Origin of the sequence: Bartonella sp. AC329YNZD (genome assembly GCF_042196685.1) — a bacterium.
Lineage (GTDB): Bacteria > Pseudomonadota > Alphaproteobacteria > Rhizobiales > Rhizobiaceae > Bartonella.
Genome location: NZ_JBHIQS010000002.1, coordinates 93720 through 111606 on the forward strand (window position 1 = coordinate 93720; position 17887 = coordinate 111606).

Below are 17887 nucleotides of genomic sequence, written 5' to 3' on the forward strand. Positions count from 1 at the left end.
AGGAATGGAAAAACTTAGGATAGTGTCAGCGTACATTTTTACTAAACGTGAAGATGACGGTGCATAATGAGTTTTATATAGTTCACAAGGAATTTTATAGTTATACTATTCACAAACACCATCGCGAAATAGCCTCTCGGAGCTTTGAAGAGATATTTCCTTAAAACAAAGCGGGCAAATAGGCCTCTACGCTCCATACCTTAGATATTTTATAACACTATAAAAAATACCTCATACGTAAACTTTTACGTAGACCAAATATCACCGCTCTAAACGATAAGATTTTACAGTACACCACGATAATCAATCAAAACAGCACAATCGAGCTCTAAAACAACAACTATTGAGCATATAACATTAAATGGAATCCCTCATTATTGGTTTTATTCCTTCTAAAGTGCTATTGTATGCTTCACAAGCATTTGCTGCCCCCCCTTGCTCTTTTTAAAATGTACCTTTTAAAAGATTTTTAAATATGAAGCGGTTTCGCAAATGTTGCTAAAGCTGCTTCACGCACTGCTTCCGATAAGGTAGGATGTGCATGACAACAGCGCCCTAGATCTTCTGATGAACCACTAAATTCCATTAAAACTGCAATTTCATGGATCATTTCACCAGCACCAAATCCAAGAATATGCCCCCCTAGCACCCGATCTGTTTTTTTATCAGAAAGGATTTTAACAAACCCATCACTCTTTTGCATCGCACGTGCACGACCATTAGCCATAAAAGGAAATTTGCCAACATTATACTCAATACCAGCAGTTTTTAATTCTTCTTCTGTTTTTCCTACACTCGCAATTTCCGGCTGAGTATAAACTACACTAGGAATAACATCAAAATTAACATGTCCTTTTTGACCTGCCAAAATTTCTGCCACAGCAACGCCTTCTTCCTCTGCTTTATGGGCTAACATTGGCCCTTTTACGACATCACCAATCGCATAAACTCCTGGAATATTCGTCTGCCAATGGGCATCAATTTCAACAAAACCACGTTCATCCAACTGAATACCGGCTTCTCTCAAGCCAAGCCCCTCTGTATAAGGAGAACGTCCAGTAGCAATAAGCACAACATCAGCCTCTAAAGTTTCAGCCTCCCCCCCTTTGACGGTTTCAAAGCTCACCTGAGCCGTTGAGCCAGATTGTGTAATGGCTGTTACCTTTGCACCAGTTTTATATTCAATTCCTTGTTTTTCCATTAACTTCTGAAATTGACGAGAAACTTCACCATCCATTGAACCCAAAATTTTATTATGATATTCAATAATGGTCACTTTAGCACCTAAACGGCTCCAAACTGATCCAAGTTCTGAACCAATAACACCAGCACCCACGACAATCATACGCGCAGGTACCTTTTCAAGTGAAAGCGCTCCCGTAGAAGAGACGATAGTCTTTTCATCAATTTTAACATTCACCCCTGGAATGCCCGAACTCTCAGAACCTGTCGCAATAATAATATTTTTTGTTTCAATCGTTTGTTTATTACCATCCTTGGCAACAACTTCCACATGACTCGCACTTAAAATTTTAGCTGTTCCCAAAAAAGTATCAACTTTATTTTTTTTCATCAAAAAAGAAACACCACTTGTATTGGCTGTCACTACAGCTTTCTTATGAACCATCATTTGTTCAAGATTAAGCTTAGGTTTCCCAATAGAAATACCAAGCGTTTCAAAACCATGCTGGGTTTCAGCAAACACTTCTGAAGCATGCAACAATGCTTTAGAAGGAATACAACCAACATTGAGGCATGTTCCCCCTAATGTTGTACGCTTTTCAATAATCGCTACTTTAAGTCCCAATTGCGCCGCCTTTATTGCTGCTACATAACCACCTGGACCCGCTCCGATCACAGCCACATCATAAGACATCCGTTTCTCCTTTCATCCTGAAAACTGTATTTTACAAATCAAGAACAAGGCGTTCCGGATCTTCTAAGCTTTCCTTAACACGCACAAGGAAAGTTACAGCTTCTTGCCCATCCACAATACGGTGATCATAAGAAAGCGCTAAATACATCATGGGTCGGATTACCACTTGGCCCTCAACAACCATTGCTCGCTCTTTAATCGCATGCATTCCCAAAATACCAGATTGTGGTGCATTCAAAATCGGTGTCGACATTAACGACCCATACACACCACCATTGGTAATGGTAAAAGTTCCGCCTTGCATATCAGAAACAGCTAATTTTCCATCACGCGCAAGACGTCCCAAACGGCCAATTTCTTTTTCAATCTCTGCCAATGACATTTGATCTGCATCACGCACCACTGGAACGACAAGCCCTTTATCCGTTCCAACAGCAATTCCAACATTGACATAATTTTTGTAAACAATATCTGTTCCATCAATTTCTGCATTAACAGCAGGAAGTTCTTTCAATGCATGACAAACAGCCTTAGTAAAAAAACCCATAAAACCAAGTTTAACACCATGTTTCTTTTCAAAAAGGTCCTTATAACGCTTGCGCAAATCCATCACCGCTGACATATCAACCTCATTAAATGTGGTTAACATTGCTGCTACATTTTGCGCATCTTTAAGACGGCGCGCAATTGTTTGACGCAATTTCGTCATACGAACCCGCTCTTCACGTATTTCTTGGACGGGAATTACCGAAGAACTCGTCGCAGAAGAAGAAAGTGTAGAGGCGTTTGCTCTTTGTTCTAATCCACCAAGAACATCTTCTTTAAGAATTTGTCCACGTTTTCCAGAACCTGAAATATCGCTTTTTGCAACATTATTTTCAGCCATCAATTTTGCTGCCGAAGGTGAAGGAGGCATAGTACTACTGCTCGAAGCAGGCTTCTCTGATTCAGATGAAGCAACTGGAACAGGTGCAGTAGAAGACGAAAATGATTGGGAGACACCAGCTTCGCCAGCTTCCACCGCTCCTAAAAGAGCATTCACTTCAACCGTATCGCCTTCTTTTGCGATGATTTCAGATAACTTCCCCGCAACAGGAGAAGGAACTTCAACTGTTACCTTATCAGTTTCTAATTCAACCAAAGGCTCATCCATAGCGACAGCTTCGCCAAGTTTTTTAAACCATTTGCCAACCGTTGCTTCAGTAACCGATTCGCCTAAAGTAGGAACACGGATTTCAGTAGTCATAATATTCTTTCCATACATCAGAGTAATAATAAGTTAAGAACCTAACGCGTCTTTAAGAAACGCAGCCAGTTGCTCAAGGTGTTTCACCATCAACCCAGAGGCCGGTGATGCACTCGCAGGACGTCCAGCATAACGAGCACGTGAATATTGCGCATTAATATGTGTCAAAACCCATTCCAAATAAGGCTCAATAAATGACCACGCCCCCATGTTTTTTGGCTCCTCTTGGCACCAAAAAACTTCTGCCTGCAAAAAGCGCGATAACACATTCACCAAAACTTTTGCAGGAAAAGGATAAAGTTGTTCAACACGAAGGAGATAAACATCATCGATACCCTTTTTTTCACGTTCTTCATAAAGGTCGTAATAAACCTTGCCCGTACAAAGAACGATACGACGAATTTTATTATCCTTTTGCAATTTAACGACAGAATCTTTGAGACATTCTGCATCATCAAGCAACACACGACGGAAACTCGTTTCTGATCCCATTTCATCGAGAAAAGAAATAGCCCGCTTATGACGTAAAAGTGATTTTGGTGTCATTAAAATCAAAGGCTTACGGAAATCACGCTTAATTTGCCGACGCAAAATATGAAAATAATTTGCAGGAGTTGTACAATTAGCAACCTGCATATTATCTTCCGCACAAAGTTGAAGAAACCGTTCTAAACGTGCAGAAGAATGCTCCGGTCCTTGCCCTTCAAAACCATGAGGCAATAAGCACACAAGACCAGACATACGAAGCCACTTACGCTCTGCGGATGAAATAAATTGATCAAAAATGACCTGTGCACCATTAGAAAAATCACCAAATTGAGCTTCCCAAAGTGTTAATCCTCGCGGTTCAGCAAGAGAATACCCATATTCAAAACCAAGAACAGCTTCTTCAGAAAGCATAGAATTAACAACTTCATAAAGCGCTTGCCCCTTTTGTAAATGATTCAAAGGAATATAACGCGCTTCATTCTCTTGATCATAAAGAACTGAATGACGTTGTGAAAAAGTTCCACGTTCAACGTCCTCACCAGAAAGACGAACCGGCGCTCCTTCCAAACAAAGTGAACCAAAAGCTAAAGCTTCAGCAGTTGCCCAGTCAATTCCTTCACCGGTTTCAAACATTTTAGTACGGTTGTTTAAAAAACGCTGAATGGTTTTGTGAACATGAAAACCTTCTGGAATTTCGACAAGTTTTTGACCAATTTCCTTTAAAGTTTTTAACTCAACACCCGTTGTTTTGGAATTTTGCTCATCAGCATTACTAAAAGCTTTGATTCCCGTCCAACTTCCATCAAGCCAATCAGCCTTATTAGGCTTATAAGAAACACTTGCTTCAAACTCACCTTCAAGCTTATCGCGCCATAATTTTTTTTGTTGTTCAATTTCTTCTGAAGTAACTATTCCTTCTGCAATCAATTGGTCACCATAAAGCTGAAGGGTTGTTTTATGATTACGAATTGCCTTATACATAAGTGGCTGCGTAAAGGAAGGTTCATCACCTTCATTATGCCCATAACGGCGATAACAAAACATATCAATGACCACCGATTTATGGAAAATTTGACGAAATTCTGTTGCTACTTTAGCAACAAAAACAACTGCCTCAGGATCATCACCATTCACATGAAAAATTGGTGCGTCAATCATTTTTGCGACATCTGATGGATAAGGCGAAGAACGTGAAAAACGTGGGGATGTTGTAAAACCAATCTGGTTATTGATAATAACATGAAGTGAGCCCGCAACACGATAACCTTTAAGACCTGAAAGACCAAAAGTTTCTTGGATAACGCCTTGTCCTGCAAAAGCAGCATCACCATGAATAAGCAATGGCATCACTTTTGAACGCTCACTTAATGGGAGTAAATCAGTATGCGCAGGTCCCATAAGCTGATCTTGTTTAGCACGTGCTTTTCCCATAACAACCGGATCAACAATCTCAAGATGAGATGGATTGGCCAACAGCGATAAATGAACTTTTTTACCATCAAAGTCCAGATCAGCGGTAGTTCCCAAATGATATTTGACATCACCGGATCCCTCCACATCATCAGGCTTGTAAGATCCCCCTTTGAATTCATGAAAAATAGCCCTATGCGGTTTGGCAAGAACTTGTGAAAGAACATTTAAACGACCACGATGTGCCATTCCTAAAATAACTTCCCTAACCCCCAAAGCACTACCACATTTGATAATCTGTTCAAGAGCGGGAATCAGCGCCTCACCACCATCTAGTCCAAAACGCTTTGTACCTTTATATTTAGTATCTAAAAACTGTTCGAATCCCTCTGCCTGAATAAGCTTATTCAGAATAGCCTTCTTGTCTTGTTGTGTGAAAGCAATTTTATTATCTCGCCCTTCAATGCGCTCTTGAAGCCATGCTTTCTGAACCGGATCAGAAACATGCATATATTCCACACCGATTGTTGAACAATAGGTACGATTGAGGATCTCAAGCATTTGCGGAATAGTTGCATATTCCAACCCTAAAACATTATCAATAAAAATGGGACGCTCGTAATCAGCTGGAGTAAAGCCATAAGCCTCAGGAGAAAGTTCCTTATAATCTTCCAATTTTTCTGCCAATTGAAGAGGATCAAGCCGCGCACGAAGATGCCCTCGTGCTCGAAACGCACGAATCATCATAATTGCATGAACAGAATCACGTGTTGCACGAATAATATCTTGTTCACTGGAAGTTTTTCCCTTTTGCGCAGCCCCTGTTATTGCTCTTTCCTTTAATTTATCGCCAAGATATTTTTCAAGAGAAGACCAATCACCATCAAGAGCGGAAACTAACTCCCCACTCGCCTTTAGTGGCCAATGATCACGTTGCCATGTCGCTCCTTCAGCATTTTTGAGAACATCTTCTTTGTTATCATGAAGGCCTTCAAAAAAAGCACGCCACTGTGAATCAACACTGGTGTGATCTTTTTCATATTGAGCATAAAGTTGATCTATATAATCCGCATTCCCACCATAAAGAAATGACGTCTGTGCAAAAAGACTATTTATCTCATCCTGCCTTGCCATATACCTCTCCGGAACACTTATTCCGTCTCCTTATATCTTTTTTCGACCTTTCAATGCTCACAAAGCAAGCGACGCTTTGAACATTCAAAAAAGTTTTACCTTTTTATACTCAAGTTTTTTCACCTGAATTAAGAATATATTCTTATTCAGGTGAAATTTTCTTTTAGCCTTTCAAAACTGACATCAAAGTCTTACCTATCTGTGATGGTGAAGGAGAAACACGAATCCCTGCGGATTCCATTGCCGCAATTTTATCTTCTGCTCCACCTTTACCACCAGAAATAACAGCGCCAGCATGTCCCATTGTACGTCCTGGAGGAGCCGTACGACCAGCAATAAAGCCAACAACTGGCTTTTTACGCCCTTTTCTTGCTTCATCCTGCAAAAACTGTGCGGCCTCTTCTTCAGCAGAACCACCAATTTCACCAATCATAACAATAGACTGGGTTTCATCATCCGCTAAAAACATTTCCAACACATCAATAAATTCAGTACCCTTAACAGGATCACCACCAATTCCTATAGCTGTCGTTTGTCCGAGACCTTCCTGACTCGTTTGAAAAACGGCTTCATAAGTCAAAGTTCCCGACCGTGAGACAACCCCAACAGAACCTTTTCTAAAAATAGAACCAGGCATAATACCGATTTTACATTCGTTTGGCGTGAGAATACCAGGACAATTAGGACCAATAAGACGAGATTTTGAGTTTTCTAATCGCGCCTTTACTTTCACCATATCTATAACAGGAATACCTTCCGTAATACAGATAATTAAACGAACTTCAGCTTCAATAGCTTCTATAATAGCTGCCGCAGCCCCTGCAGGAGGAACATAAATAACGGAAGCATCCGCGCCTGTTTTTTCTTTTGCTTCTGCAACATTAGCAAAGATAGGAAGAGTTTCGCCTTTTGAACCTTCCCATGTTTCTCCACCCTTTTTAGGATTAACGCCACCAACCATTTGCGTGCCATGATAAGCAAGCGCCTGTTCTGTATGAAATGTTCCTGTTTTTCCTGTAAGCCCTTGAACGAGAACTTTCGTCTCTTTATCCACCAGAATCGACATAACTTACGCTCCCTTCACGGCTGCAACAATTTTTTGAGCAGCATCATCTAAATCATCAGCAGGAATAACATTCAAACCACTCTCATTGATAATCGCTTTTCCCTGCTCAACATTAGTGCCTTCAAGACGAACAACCAAGGGAACCTTTAAACCAACCTCACGAACAGCAGCAACCACACCTTCAGCAATGACATCACAACGCATAATACCACCAAAAATGTTAACCAAAATGCCCTTAACATTTGGATCGGCCGTAATAATCTTAAAAGCAGCTGTCACTTTTTCTTTTGATGCTCCACCACCAACATCCAAAAAATTCGCCGGCTCTGCTCCATAAAGCTTAATGATATCCATTGTTGCCATAGCAAGACCAGCGCCATTGACCATACAACCAATTGTACCCTCAAGAGCAACATAAGCAAGATCATGCTTTGAAGCTTCGATTTCTTTTGGATCTTCTTCTGAAAGATCGCGCAATTCTAAAATATCTGGATGACGAAACAGAGCATTATTATCAAAAGAAACTTTCGCATCAAGAACGCGCAAGCGACCATCTTTCATCACAATAAGCGGATTGATTTCTAAAAGGCTCATATCTTTTTCACAAAATGCCTGATAGAGAATCGGAAAAAGCTTTTCACCATCTTCCCGTGCACTATCGCGCAATTCCAATGCATCACAAAGCCTTGCACAATCATCAGAAGTAACACCCTCTACAGCATCAATAGGCAGCGTGAATATTTTTTCTGGTGTCTCTTCAGCAACTGTTTCAATATCCATTCCACCTTCTGTTGAAACAACAAAAGCAATCCGACCAACGCTACGATCAACCAAAAGTGAAAGATAAAGCTCCCATTCAATATCGGCACCATCTTCAATATAAAGGCGATTGACCTGCTTACCCTCTGGACCAGTTTGTTTGGTTACCAACGTTTTCCCAAGCATTTCTTGAACATTTGCAACAACTTCTTCAACAGATTGTGCAAGCCGAACACCACCCTTTGCATCAGAACCAAGTTCTTTAAACTTACCCTTACCACGACCACCAGCGTGTATCTGACTTTTAACCACATAGAGAGGTCCGGGTAATTTTTTTGCCCATTTTTCAGCTTGCTCTACAGAATAAATAGCAACACCATTTGCAATTGGTGCTCCATATTCATGAAGCAGACGTTTGGCCTGATACTCATGGATATTCATGCATTTGTCCTTTTCTTTTATGGATTATTATTAATCCTAAAGTTATAATATTCTAAATACTTTAATTTAATGAACAAAATCCTGTTCAATTTACTTGAGACTAGGCACAAGAGCAATACAAGCTTCACAAAGCTTTTTAACCGCATTTACTGAATAATCAAAAGCATCTCTTTCCTCTTTATCAAGATCAATTTCAATGACCCGTTCAACACCACCCGCACCAAGTACAACAGGAACACCAACGTATGTATCGTTAACCCCATATTCCCCTGAAAGATAGGCTGCAACAGGCACAACACGCTTAGTATCCTTTAAATAGGCTTCAGCCATACAAACAGCAGAAGCTGCTGGTGCATAATAAGCAGAACCTGTTTTTAACAAACTAACAACCTCTGCACCACCATCACGGGTACGTTGAATAATTTGATCAATTCTCTCCTGTGTTGTCCAACCCATTTTAACAAGATCAGGCAAAGAAATACCACCAACTGTTGAATAACGCACCAAGGGCACCATTGAATCACCATGCCCACCTAAAACAAAAGCTGTCACATCTTTGACAGAGACTTTAAATTCTTCAGATAAAAAGTAACGAAAACGCGCTGAATCCAGAATACCAGCCATACCAACCACTTTATGCACCGGAAGACCTGAAAATTTCTGCAATACCCATACCATTACATCAAGGGGATTTGTAACACAAATAACAAAAGCTGAAGGTGCATATTTTTTAATTCCAGCACCAACTTGTTCCATAACTTTTAGATTAACACCCAAAAGATCATCACGGCTCATACCAGGTTTCCGCGCAACCCCTGCTGTTACAATAACAACATCAACCCCTTCAATTGCATCATAAGCATTTGCCCCTTTTAAATGAACATCGAAACCATCAACAGGTGAAGACTCAGCAATATCAAGAGCTTTACCCTGTGGTACACCTTCTGCAATATCAAATAAGATAACATCACCAAGCTCTTTAAGCCCAATAATATGTGCCAAAGTACCACCAATCATACCTGAACCAATGAGAGCTATTTTTTTTCGTGCCATTTTATTTTTTCCTAACTTTTAGACAATTCAGCGCACACTCATTTGCGTCCGTATACTGAATATTTTTGACTTCAACCATATTTAAACAATATCATAAAAAGGAGTAAAGAAATGAAATTTACAAATTTCTCTCTTCACAAAAACAATAACCCTCCGCACAAACAACTATTAGAAAATTATCATGATGTATCGATAAAGTGAATTTTAAAAAAATACAACAGAATTATTGCATATCTTTAATTTCAAAGAGTTATTATTTTTACAGTTTACGTAAAGGTAATAGTATAATCAACGCTTCTTCTTCAAAAGAAAATGTTCTTCCCAAAGTTTCAAATAATCGTGACTTTGCATTTCAAAAAGACGTGACTGTGTTCTTTGAAACTCAAATGTTTCCGTAATCTGTGCATGCCCCTTATACAAATGCTCCACATCTGCTGCTGCAGACATAAATAATCGTATGTGGCGCTCATAAAGAATATCAATAAGCAAAATAAACCGTTTTGTTTCATTGCGACATGTATCATCCATAACCGGTACATTATCGATAAAAATCGTATGGTAACGCTCGCCTAATATCAAATACTCAGCTGCTGCCAAAGGCTGTACACACAAATCTCGATAATCAAAGCGCGCACATCCTGCACCAAAACGCGGAATAGGAATAAGGCGCCCCTTTATAGAAAGCCCATCAGATATCTCCTTATTTCCTTGCAATACAAGTGTCCATGCTTTATCCATGCATTCATCTGCTTTTTTCCCTAAAGGTGTTACATACACGGGCTGTAGATTTGATTTTTCAAGACGATAATCTGTTTTTGCATCAAGATTAACAACACGAACATATGCTTTCAAAACTTGAATAAAAGGCAAAAAGAGTTCGCGATTTAAACCGTTATAATAAAGGTTATCGGGCGCCACATTTGAAGTTGCAATAAAGAAAATTCCTTTATCAAATAAAGCAGAAATAAGCCGCCCCAACACCATAGCATCAGCGATATCTGTTACACTAAATTCATCAAAACAAAGCACCTTTGCTTCTCGTGCAAGATCTTCAGCAACAGCTAAAATAGGATTATCCTGTTTAGATTTTGTACGCCCAGATGCTTGACGATACAAATTAATGCGCTCATGCACATCAGCCATAAAGTCATTAAAATGGGCGCGCTTTTTATGACCTTTCGGCAAACAAGAAAAGAACAAATCCATCAACATGGTTTTGCCCCGCCCTACTTCACCATAAATATACAGCCCCTGAAAAGATCCATTTTCAGCCCCTTGTTTTGCAACACGAGCAATATTTTGTTTTTTCCTTTTAAGTATTCTTTTTAAAAAAGACAAAAATACCAAAAACCACGGACGAGAAGCATTTTGTTCCTCAATTTTTTTTAATAAATGATCAAAATGCTCTGTTACAACTAATTGAGCTGGATCAAAACAAACTTCTCCTTCAGAGACCAACTCCTTATAGCGTGTTGAAACAAGAATCATCCAAACAACCTTTTTCAAACCGTTCTCAATGAAAAATACAAATTCTTTTCACGAATCTGTTTCTATAACTTACTTTTTCATAAACGGTCAAAAATGATCTAACGGCTTAAAACAACATGACGATCGTCAAGTGTACGTCCCTCAAAACGATCAACACTTGAAGAATAAAGAGCAACGATAACACGTCCAGAGTTATTATAAAAATATAATTTCTTTCCTTTAACCGCCCACGATCTTACTTGAGAAACAATTCCTGGACAGTGTAAAGGACCAGCACGGTACCCTTGTCCAAACTTTGTTTGTGGCGTTGCAATTCGGCAAACTTTACCCCCCATAGAAAGACTCCATACCCCCGCAATACTTGCAGGAAATAAATCAGTGGCATTGCTTGGCAATTCGAGACTAACCATTCGTCCATCACTCTGAGAATCTCCTTTTTCATACATCGGAGTGTTTGCATCTTCAGATATCGACGAAGAAGCAGACGACAGATCAGACGCTTCCAATATTGTCGTTTGTTGAGATGGATAAAAAACTTCTAATGCGTTACTATTGTCATTACTACCAAACCGCGCTGTTGAACATCCCTCTAAAAGCATTACAGTTGATAGTGCAACGAAAAACGAAACTTTTGAAAACACCATGTCTGTACTCTCTCCCACGACAATAAATAAGTTCACAAAAAAATTAAGCGAATATTTGTTATAATTACAAAGATAAATTAACAAATTAAAAAAAACAGGTTAAAATCACTTATTTTTAAAAGAAATAATTTATGTACCCAATTTTATATTTATTAAACACTAGAAATTTATAATATTTTCAGTCATATATCCCTTAATAAGTAATCATTAGAAATAGAGAAGTTTCATGAAAACGCCATTTAGCAAAATGGACGGTCTTGGAAATCAAATTATTGTTGCGGATATGCGTGAAAGCGCACATGCTTTTACACCACAAGCAATCCTTGCTTTATCGGTAGATCCCGAAATGCATTTTGATCAAATCATGGCTATCCACACACCAACCCAGAAAAAAGCCGACTTCCGCATCGAAATATGGAATTCTGATGGTTCAAAAGCTAAAGCTTGTGGCAATGGTACCCGCTGTGTTATTGCATGGCTCACAGACCATAATTTTGGTGAAAGTTTTCGTTTAGAAACTCCCGCTGGAGTTATTGAAGGAAAATACCAAACCGATAATCTCATTTCTGTTGATATGGGATGCCCAAATTTCAATGCAAAAGAGATGCCTGTTTCACGTGAAATAGTTGATACCAATCACGTAGAAATTATGGCTGGTCCCCTAAAAGACGCTTGTCTCATATCCATTGGCAATCTCCATGCTATCTTTTTTATTGAAAATGATATTCAACATTTTCCTTTAGAAAAATATGGACCAAAACTTGAACATGACCCCCTGTTTCCAGAACGGTGTAATATTTCCATTGCTTGCATAACGTCAAAGAAAAGTCTAAATTTACGCACATGGGAGAGAGGGGTAGGATTAACACAAGCATGTGGGAGTGCTGCTTGTGCAAGTGCAGTAGCTGCTTATCGTCGTGGATTTACAGAGCGCCATGTTGATGTGAATTTACCAAAGGGAGCTCTTAATATTTTTTACCGAGAAGACGATCATATTATCATGACAGGACCAATAAAATATCAATTTAGTGGTTTTTTAAGCCCTTTAACAGGGTGCTACAAAAAGGATCACTCCTGATGGCAGTAGAAATTGTAACTTTTGGTTGTCGACTCAATAGCTACGAATCGGAAATAATTCGCAAAGAAAGCACTTCTTCAGGGCTAGACCAGCTTAAAGATGGTGCTATTATTTTTAATACCTGCGCTGTCACTGCCGAAGCCGTACGACAAGCAAAACAAGCTATCCGCAAAGCGCGACGTGAAAATCCTCATGCGCGCATCATTGTAACAGGATGTGCAGCCCAAACAGAAGCACAAAATTTTGCCTCAATGACAGAAGTGGATCTCGTTTTAGGAAACGAAGATAAACTTCACGCCCATTCTTATCGTCAACTTCCTGATTTTGGTATTAACCATACCGAAAAGGTGCGTATCAATGATATCATGGAAGTGAAAAAAATTGCTCCACATATGGTTAGTGCAATGCAAGAACGTACCCGCGCTTTTGTACAGGTACAAAACGGATGTGATCACCGCTGTACATTTTGCATTATTCCTTATGGACGTGGACCATCTCGTTCAGTTCCCATGGGTGCTGTCATAGAACAAATTAAAAAGCTGACAGATGTGGGTATTCAAGAAGTGGTCCTTACAGGTGTTGACCTTACAAGTTATGGCCACGATCTTCCTGGAAAAGCTACTCTAGGAAAATTAACTTCAGCTATTTTGCATCATATTCCTGACTTAGCGCGATTACGCCTCTCATCTATTGACTCTATTGAAGCAGATGAAGAACTCATAAATCTTTTAGCCTATGAAAAAAGAATCATGCCCCATTTGCATTTATCTTTGCAAGCAGGTGATAATATGATTTTAAAACGGATGAAACGACGGCATTTGCGTGAACATGCCATTCAATTTTGCCAAGAATTGCATGCCAAACGTCCTACAATGGTTTATGGTGCCGACTTAATTGCTGGTTTTCCTACCGAAACAGAAGAGATGTTTCAAAACAGTCTTGCTTTGATTAAAGAGTGTAATTTAACCCACCTACATGTCTTTCCCTTTAGTCCAAGAGAAGGAACACCTGCCGCACGTATGCCACAAATCAACCGTAGAATAGTGAAAATGCGTGCTGAAAGACTACGTAAAGCAGGTGAGGAAGCTTACCAAAAGCATCTTGCTCATTTAAAAAACAGTCAACAAACAATTCTCGTTGAAAGAGATGAAATCGGACGAACGGAAGATTATACTCTTGTACAAATTAAAGGTGTAAAAGCAGGAACAATTGTTCAAGCCCTTATCGTTGACCATGATGGCGATAAATTAATTGCTGTCCTTCCAAAATTAAACGCTGCTTGAACAGGAAATTTCTTATGACAAAATCTTTTATAAAAAAAATATTTTCTTTTAACAAATCTAAAGAGCAGGAAATGGAACAAATTTCTATTCCTGATAAAAGTGATATCATAGAAAAAAAGAAGGACAAAAATGAAAGAACAAAAAATAAAAAGTCAACACCTACAAAGTGTGATGAAAAATCTCCACCTTTAGAATCTCATTCTGATAAAGCTTCCCTTTCTGTTAAAATTCCCCCTTATGGAAAAATTATTGTCACAAACACCATCCGTGAAAAAAAGGATGAAGAAATTTTGTCTGAATCCTTTGTTGAACAAAAAAAGACAGCGTGGTTTGGACACCTTAAAAAAGGTCTATCGCTTTCTTCACAACGCCTAAGCGGATCAATTAGTGACCTCTTTGTTAAAAGAAAACTTGATGAAGCTACACTGCAAGAGCTCGAAGATATTCTGATTCAAGCTGACCTCGGTGTAGAAACGGCAACGCGCATCACGAATACTTTAGCTTCCAGTCGTTATGGAAAAGACCTCTCTCCAGATGACATTCATACTATTGTAGCTGATGAGATCAAAAAAGTTCTGGAACCTGTTGCAATACCATTAGAACTTGATCTCAGCCATAAGCCTCATGTTATTTTGCTAGTAGGTGTAAATGGCACTGGAAAAACGACAACTATTGGAAAACTTGCAGCCAAATTAACAGCAGGGGGATTAAAAGTTATGCTTGCAGCCGGTGACACTTTCCGAGCCGCAGCTATTGAGCAACTGCATATTTGGGGTGAACGTACTGATTCTCCTGTTATTTCTACAAAATTAGGTGCAGATGCTGCAAGTTTAGCCTTTGATGCTTTTGAGAAAGCAAAAAAAGCAAACAGTGATGTATTAATTATTGATACAGCAGGACGTTTACAAAATAAATCTGAATTGATGGATGAGTTAGCAAAAATTATTCGTGTTTTAAGAAAACACACCCCCCAAGCGCCCCATACAATCCTTCAAACACTTGATGCAACGACCGGACAAAATGCACTCAACCAAGTGGACATTTTCCGTGATATTGCTGGTGTTAATGGTTTGGTCATGACAAAGCTGGATGGAACAGCACGAGGAGGAATTCTTGTCGCTATCGCAGCAAAATATAAATTACCCGTTTATTTTATCGGTATAGGAGAGAATATTGAAGACCTTCAACCCTTTTCTGCTTCTGACTTTGCCGAAACTATTGCAGGAAAACATGTATGAAACAGCCTTTATCTAACCCTAATTCACATAATAATTCTGAAAAAAATGTGAATAACAATAAAAAAACGCCCCTTTCACCAACACTTAAGTTTCTTTTAGAAATGGGACCATTGGTCGCCTTCTTTTTTGCTAATTATAAAGGAGAATGGTTGATAAAAAACATTGAATTTTTTCAAAATTTTAGCAAGCCTATTTTCCCTGCAACAGCTATTTTTATGGTAGCAATTATTATTTCTCTAAGCTTATCATGGATCCTTGCAAAACAAATTCCTATTATGCCTCTTATTTCGGGAATATTTGTTTTAGTTTTTGGTTTTTTAACTCTCTGGCTTCATAATGAAACTTTCATAAAAATGAAACCAACAATCATTAATAGCTTATTTGCTTTGATACTTTTTGGTGGAATGTTTTTTAAAAAACCGCTTTTGCGTTATGCTCTTGATTCTACCTTAAAACTTGATGATTTAGGCTGGCAAAAATTGACCTATCGTTGGGCGTTTTTTTTCATTTTTCTTGCTCTTTTGAATGAAATTATTTGGCGCAATTTTAGCGATAATTTTTGGACGAGTTTCAAAGTTTTTGGCGTCATGCCTATAACAGTCCTTTTCATGCTTACCCAAATGCCTATCATTATAAAACATTCAAAAGGACTTTTTACAGAAGAGGACAAATCTGATTCTTAAAAAACTTACCATCACAAATTATTTTATAGATTCATTGCGAAACACTGTTCAGGAGAAAAAACATGCTGATTGAACAGTTTATCTGTCGAGAAGATAATTTTGGTGTGCTCATTCATGATGAAAAAAGTGGTATGACAGCCGCAATAGATGCTCCAGAAAGCAAAGCGATTCATAACGCTTTAAAGCGCCGTAATTGGACACTTAACACTATTTTTGTGACTCACCATCATCACGACCATGTAGAAGCCCTAGCAGAATTAAAACAAGTTTACAATGCTATAATTATTGGACCAGAAGCAGAAAAAGAAAAGATTCATCATCTTGATCAAACACTTCACCATGATGAGAAACTTTTTTTTGGTTCTCACACACTTTTAGCTCTATCAACACCTGGCCATACGCTAGGAGCGCTATCTTACTATTTTTCTGAAAAAAAATTACTGTTTGCTGGAGACACACTTTTTTCACTTGGTTGTGGACGTCTTTTTGAAGGAACAGCTGCACAAATGCTAAATTCTTTAAAAAAACTTCGTAAACTCCCCGATGAAACACTCCTCTATTGTGGACATGAGTACACAAAAAATAACGCTCTTTTCGCGCTAACAATTGACCCACATAATAAAAAACTCCAGCAAAGAGTAGAAGATGTTTTTTTACTGCGCGCAAAAAATGCCATGACTCTTCCTGTCACTTTAGGGCAAGAAAAAACAACAAATCCCTTTCTCCGCTGGGATGATAGTGTGTTGCGAAGAAACCTTGTAATGGAAGAAGAAACAGATGAAGAAGTCTTTGCTGAAATTCGAAGAAGAAAGGATAATTTTTAATCATGCTTAAGTTCGTATTACGTTTGTTCCTCCTTTTTCTTTTCGTGATACATATTCAACTAACAAGGGCAGAGGAAAAGGAAACAGATAATTCTTCTCTTATATCATCTCTCATCGCAAATTATCCCTTAACAGAAGATTTTTTTTTAAAGCTGGAAAAAATTGAAAAAGAATGTAAAAATTTACTTCCAGAAACAAAAAATAATCTTATAAGTTATGATTCTAGTATCCATTCTAGTATTGAAAATTACACTACCTATATTTCTAGTAAACCAAAACTTGTAAATATTTTAAAAGAAAATAATATAACACCGAAAGATTTTGCTTCAGGAACCTTAGCTCTTAAAGAAATATCAACGCTTCTCATATTTGTACCTGAAAAGGAATATTCTACTGAGAAAAATACTATATTTCTAAACAATCTTGAATTTGTTAAAAAACATTTTTTTAAAGCGACAATTCTTTTAGATAGCTGTGAAAAACTCATTTTGAGCAACTAATCAGCTATGAGACATTAAAAAATATCATCCCATTAATCTAATAAAAAAGTCCGTGCATTAAAAAATCACCGTGTTTTTATCATTCCTAATAATTGTGTTTATTTCGATTACATTTAACAAATGTTTTTCTAAAAATAAAGAATAACAGACGAAAAAATATTTATTGAAATTCAAAAAAGAAAGGATAATTTTAGTCATGTTTAAACTTCTATTGTGCTTTTTCTTCATTTTTCCTTTTGCATCATACGCTCAAGAAAAAAAACAAGAAATAGATGAGCTTTCTTTTATATCGCCTTTCATTGCAAATTATCCCTTAACAGAAGATCTTCTTTTAAAGCTGGAAAAAATCAAAATAGAATGTAAAAATTTATATTCAAAACCAGAACAAACGAATAAAAAAAGTGATTTAAATACTTATAATGATAATATTGAAAAATACGCTGCCTATATTTCTAATAATCCAAAACTTGTGAATATTTTAAAAGAAAATAATATAACACCGAAAGATTTTGTTGTTGCTCACCTAGCACTTCAAGCGACATTGTATGTACTTACTAATGAAGAAAATTCTACTTATGAAAAAAACTTTTTACCTTCAAGCAATATAGAATTTGCTAAAGAGCATATGTATAGAATAATAAAAATTTTAAAAGATAACTGTTAAAAAACATTTTT

At 37.9% G+C, this 17887-nt stretch carries 15 protein-coding genes; 7 read left to right on the top strand and 8 right to left on the bottom strand.

The window, feature by feature from the left end; translation table 11 throughout:
* Positions 1-469: 469 nt before the first annotated feature.
* From lpdA to ACFIMW_RS01700, 8 genes are all read right to left on the bottom strand, one after another.
* The gene (gene lpdA, locus ACFIMW_RS01665) at positions 470-1876 is read right to left on the bottom strand and encodes a dihydrolipoyl dehydrogenase (RefSeq protein WP_375607891.1); all 1407 of its coding nucleotides are present in this window, start codon (positions 1874-1876) and stop codon (positions 470-472) included.
* A 31-nt stretch (positions 1877-1907) separates the two neighbouring features.
* Positions 1908-3122: a 2-oxoglutarate dehydrogenase complex dihydrolipoyllysine-residue succinyltransferase gene (gene odhB / locus ACFIMW_RS01670; RefSeq protein WP_375607892.1), complete on the bottom strand. Its 1215-nt coding sequence runs from the start codon at positions 3120-3122 to the stop codon at positions 1908-1910.
* Positions 3123-3155: 33 nt separating this feature from the next.
* Positions 3156-6155: a 2-oxoglutarate dehydrogenase E1 component gene (locus tag ACFIMW_RS01675; RefSeq protein WP_375607893.1), complete on the bottom strand. Its 3000-nt coding sequence runs from the start codon at positions 6153-6155 to the stop codon at positions 3156-3158.
* Positions 6156-6318: 163 nt separating this feature from the next.
* Positions 6319-7221, bottom strand: coding sequence for a succinate--CoA ligase subunit alpha (gene sucD / locus ACFIMW_RS01680; RefSeq protein ID WP_375607894.1), 903 nt, complete (start codon positions 7219-7221; stop codon positions 6319-6321).
* Positions 7222-7224: 3 nt separating this feature from the next.
* A complete protein-coding gene (sucC, locus tag ACFIMW_RS01685) occupies positions 7225-8421 on the bottom strand; it encodes an ADP-forming succinate--CoA ligase subunit beta (RefSeq protein WP_375607895.1) in 1197 nt (398 codons plus the stop codon).
* A 90-nt stretch (positions 8422-8511) separates the two neighbouring features.
* Positions 8512-9474 carry a malate dehydrogenase gene (gene mdh, locus ACFIMW_RS01690; protein ID WP_375607896.1) on the bottom strand — a complete coding sequence of 321 codons (963 nt, stop codon included), beginning with the start codon at positions 9472-9474 and terminating at the stop codon, positions 8512-8514.
* Positions 9475-9762: 288 nt separating this feature from the next.
* Complete coding sequence (gene zapE / locus ACFIMW_RS01695; RefSeq protein ID WP_375607897.1) at positions 9763-10962, bottom strand: cell division protein ZapE; 1200 nt, start codon at positions 10960-10962, stop codon at positions 9763-9765.
* A gap of 98 nt (positions 10963-11060) precedes the next feature.
* Positions 11061-11606, bottom strand: a complete 546-nt coding sequence (locus tag ACFIMW_RS01700) for an AprI/Inh family metalloprotease inhibitor (RefSeq protein WP_375607898.1) — start codon at positions 11604-11606, stop codon at positions 11061-11063.
* Positions 11607-11832: 226 nt separating this feature from the next.
* On the opposite strand from ACFIMW_RS01700, the gene dapF reads away from it, so the two are divergent.
* The 7 genes from dapF (at position 11833) to ACFIMW_RS01735 (ending at position 17876) form a co-directional block, all read left to right on the top strand.
* The gene (gene dapF / locus ACFIMW_RS01705; protein ID WP_375607899.1) at positions 11833-12684 is read left to right on the top strand and encodes a diaminopimelate epimerase; all 852 of its coding nucleotides are present in this window, start codon (positions 11833-11835) and stop codon (positions 12682-12684) included.
* Entirely contained in the window at positions 12684-13967 is a 1284-nt protein-coding gene (gene mtaB / locus ACFIMW_RS01710; RefSeq protein WP_375606084.1) for a tRNA (N(6)-L-threonylcarbamoyladenosine(37)-C(2))-methylthiotransferase MtaB, read from the top strand. The genes dapF and mtaB overlap by 1 nt, the downstream gene beginning before the upstream one ends.
* Positions 13968-13981: 14 nt before the next feature.
* Complete coding sequence (ftsY, locus tag ACFIMW_RS01715; RefSeq protein ID WP_375607900.1) at positions 13982-15205, top strand: signal recognition particle-docking protein FtsY; 1224 nt, start codon at positions 13982-13984, stop codon at positions 15203-15205.
* Positions 15202-15888, top strand: coding sequence for a septation protein A (locus ACFIMW_RS01720; RefSeq protein ID WP_375606086.1), 687 nt, complete (start codon positions 15202-15204; stop codon positions 15886-15888). Before ftsY ends, ACFIMW_RS01720 begins: the two co-directional genes overlap by 4 nt.
* Before the next feature lie 62 nt (positions 15889-15950).
* Positions 15951-16712 carry a hydroxyacylglutathione hydrolase gene (gene gloB, locus ACFIMW_RS01725; protein WP_375606087.1) on the top strand — a complete coding sequence of 254 codons (762 nt, stop codon included), beginning with the start codon at positions 15951-15953 and terminating at the stop codon, positions 16710-16712.
* 2 nt (positions 16713-16714) lie between these two features.
* Positions 16715-17212, top strand: coding sequence for a hypothetical protein (locus tag ACFIMW_RS01730; RefSeq protein ID WP_375606088.1), 498 nt, complete (start codon positions 16715-16717; stop codon positions 17210-17212).
* Positions 17213-17408: 196 nt separating this feature from the next.
* Positions 17409-17876, top strand: coding sequence for a hypothetical protein (locus ACFIMW_RS01735; RefSeq protein ID WP_375606089.1), 468 nt, complete (start codon positions 17409-17411; stop codon positions 17874-17876).
* Positions 17877-17887: the final 11 nt, after the last annotated feature.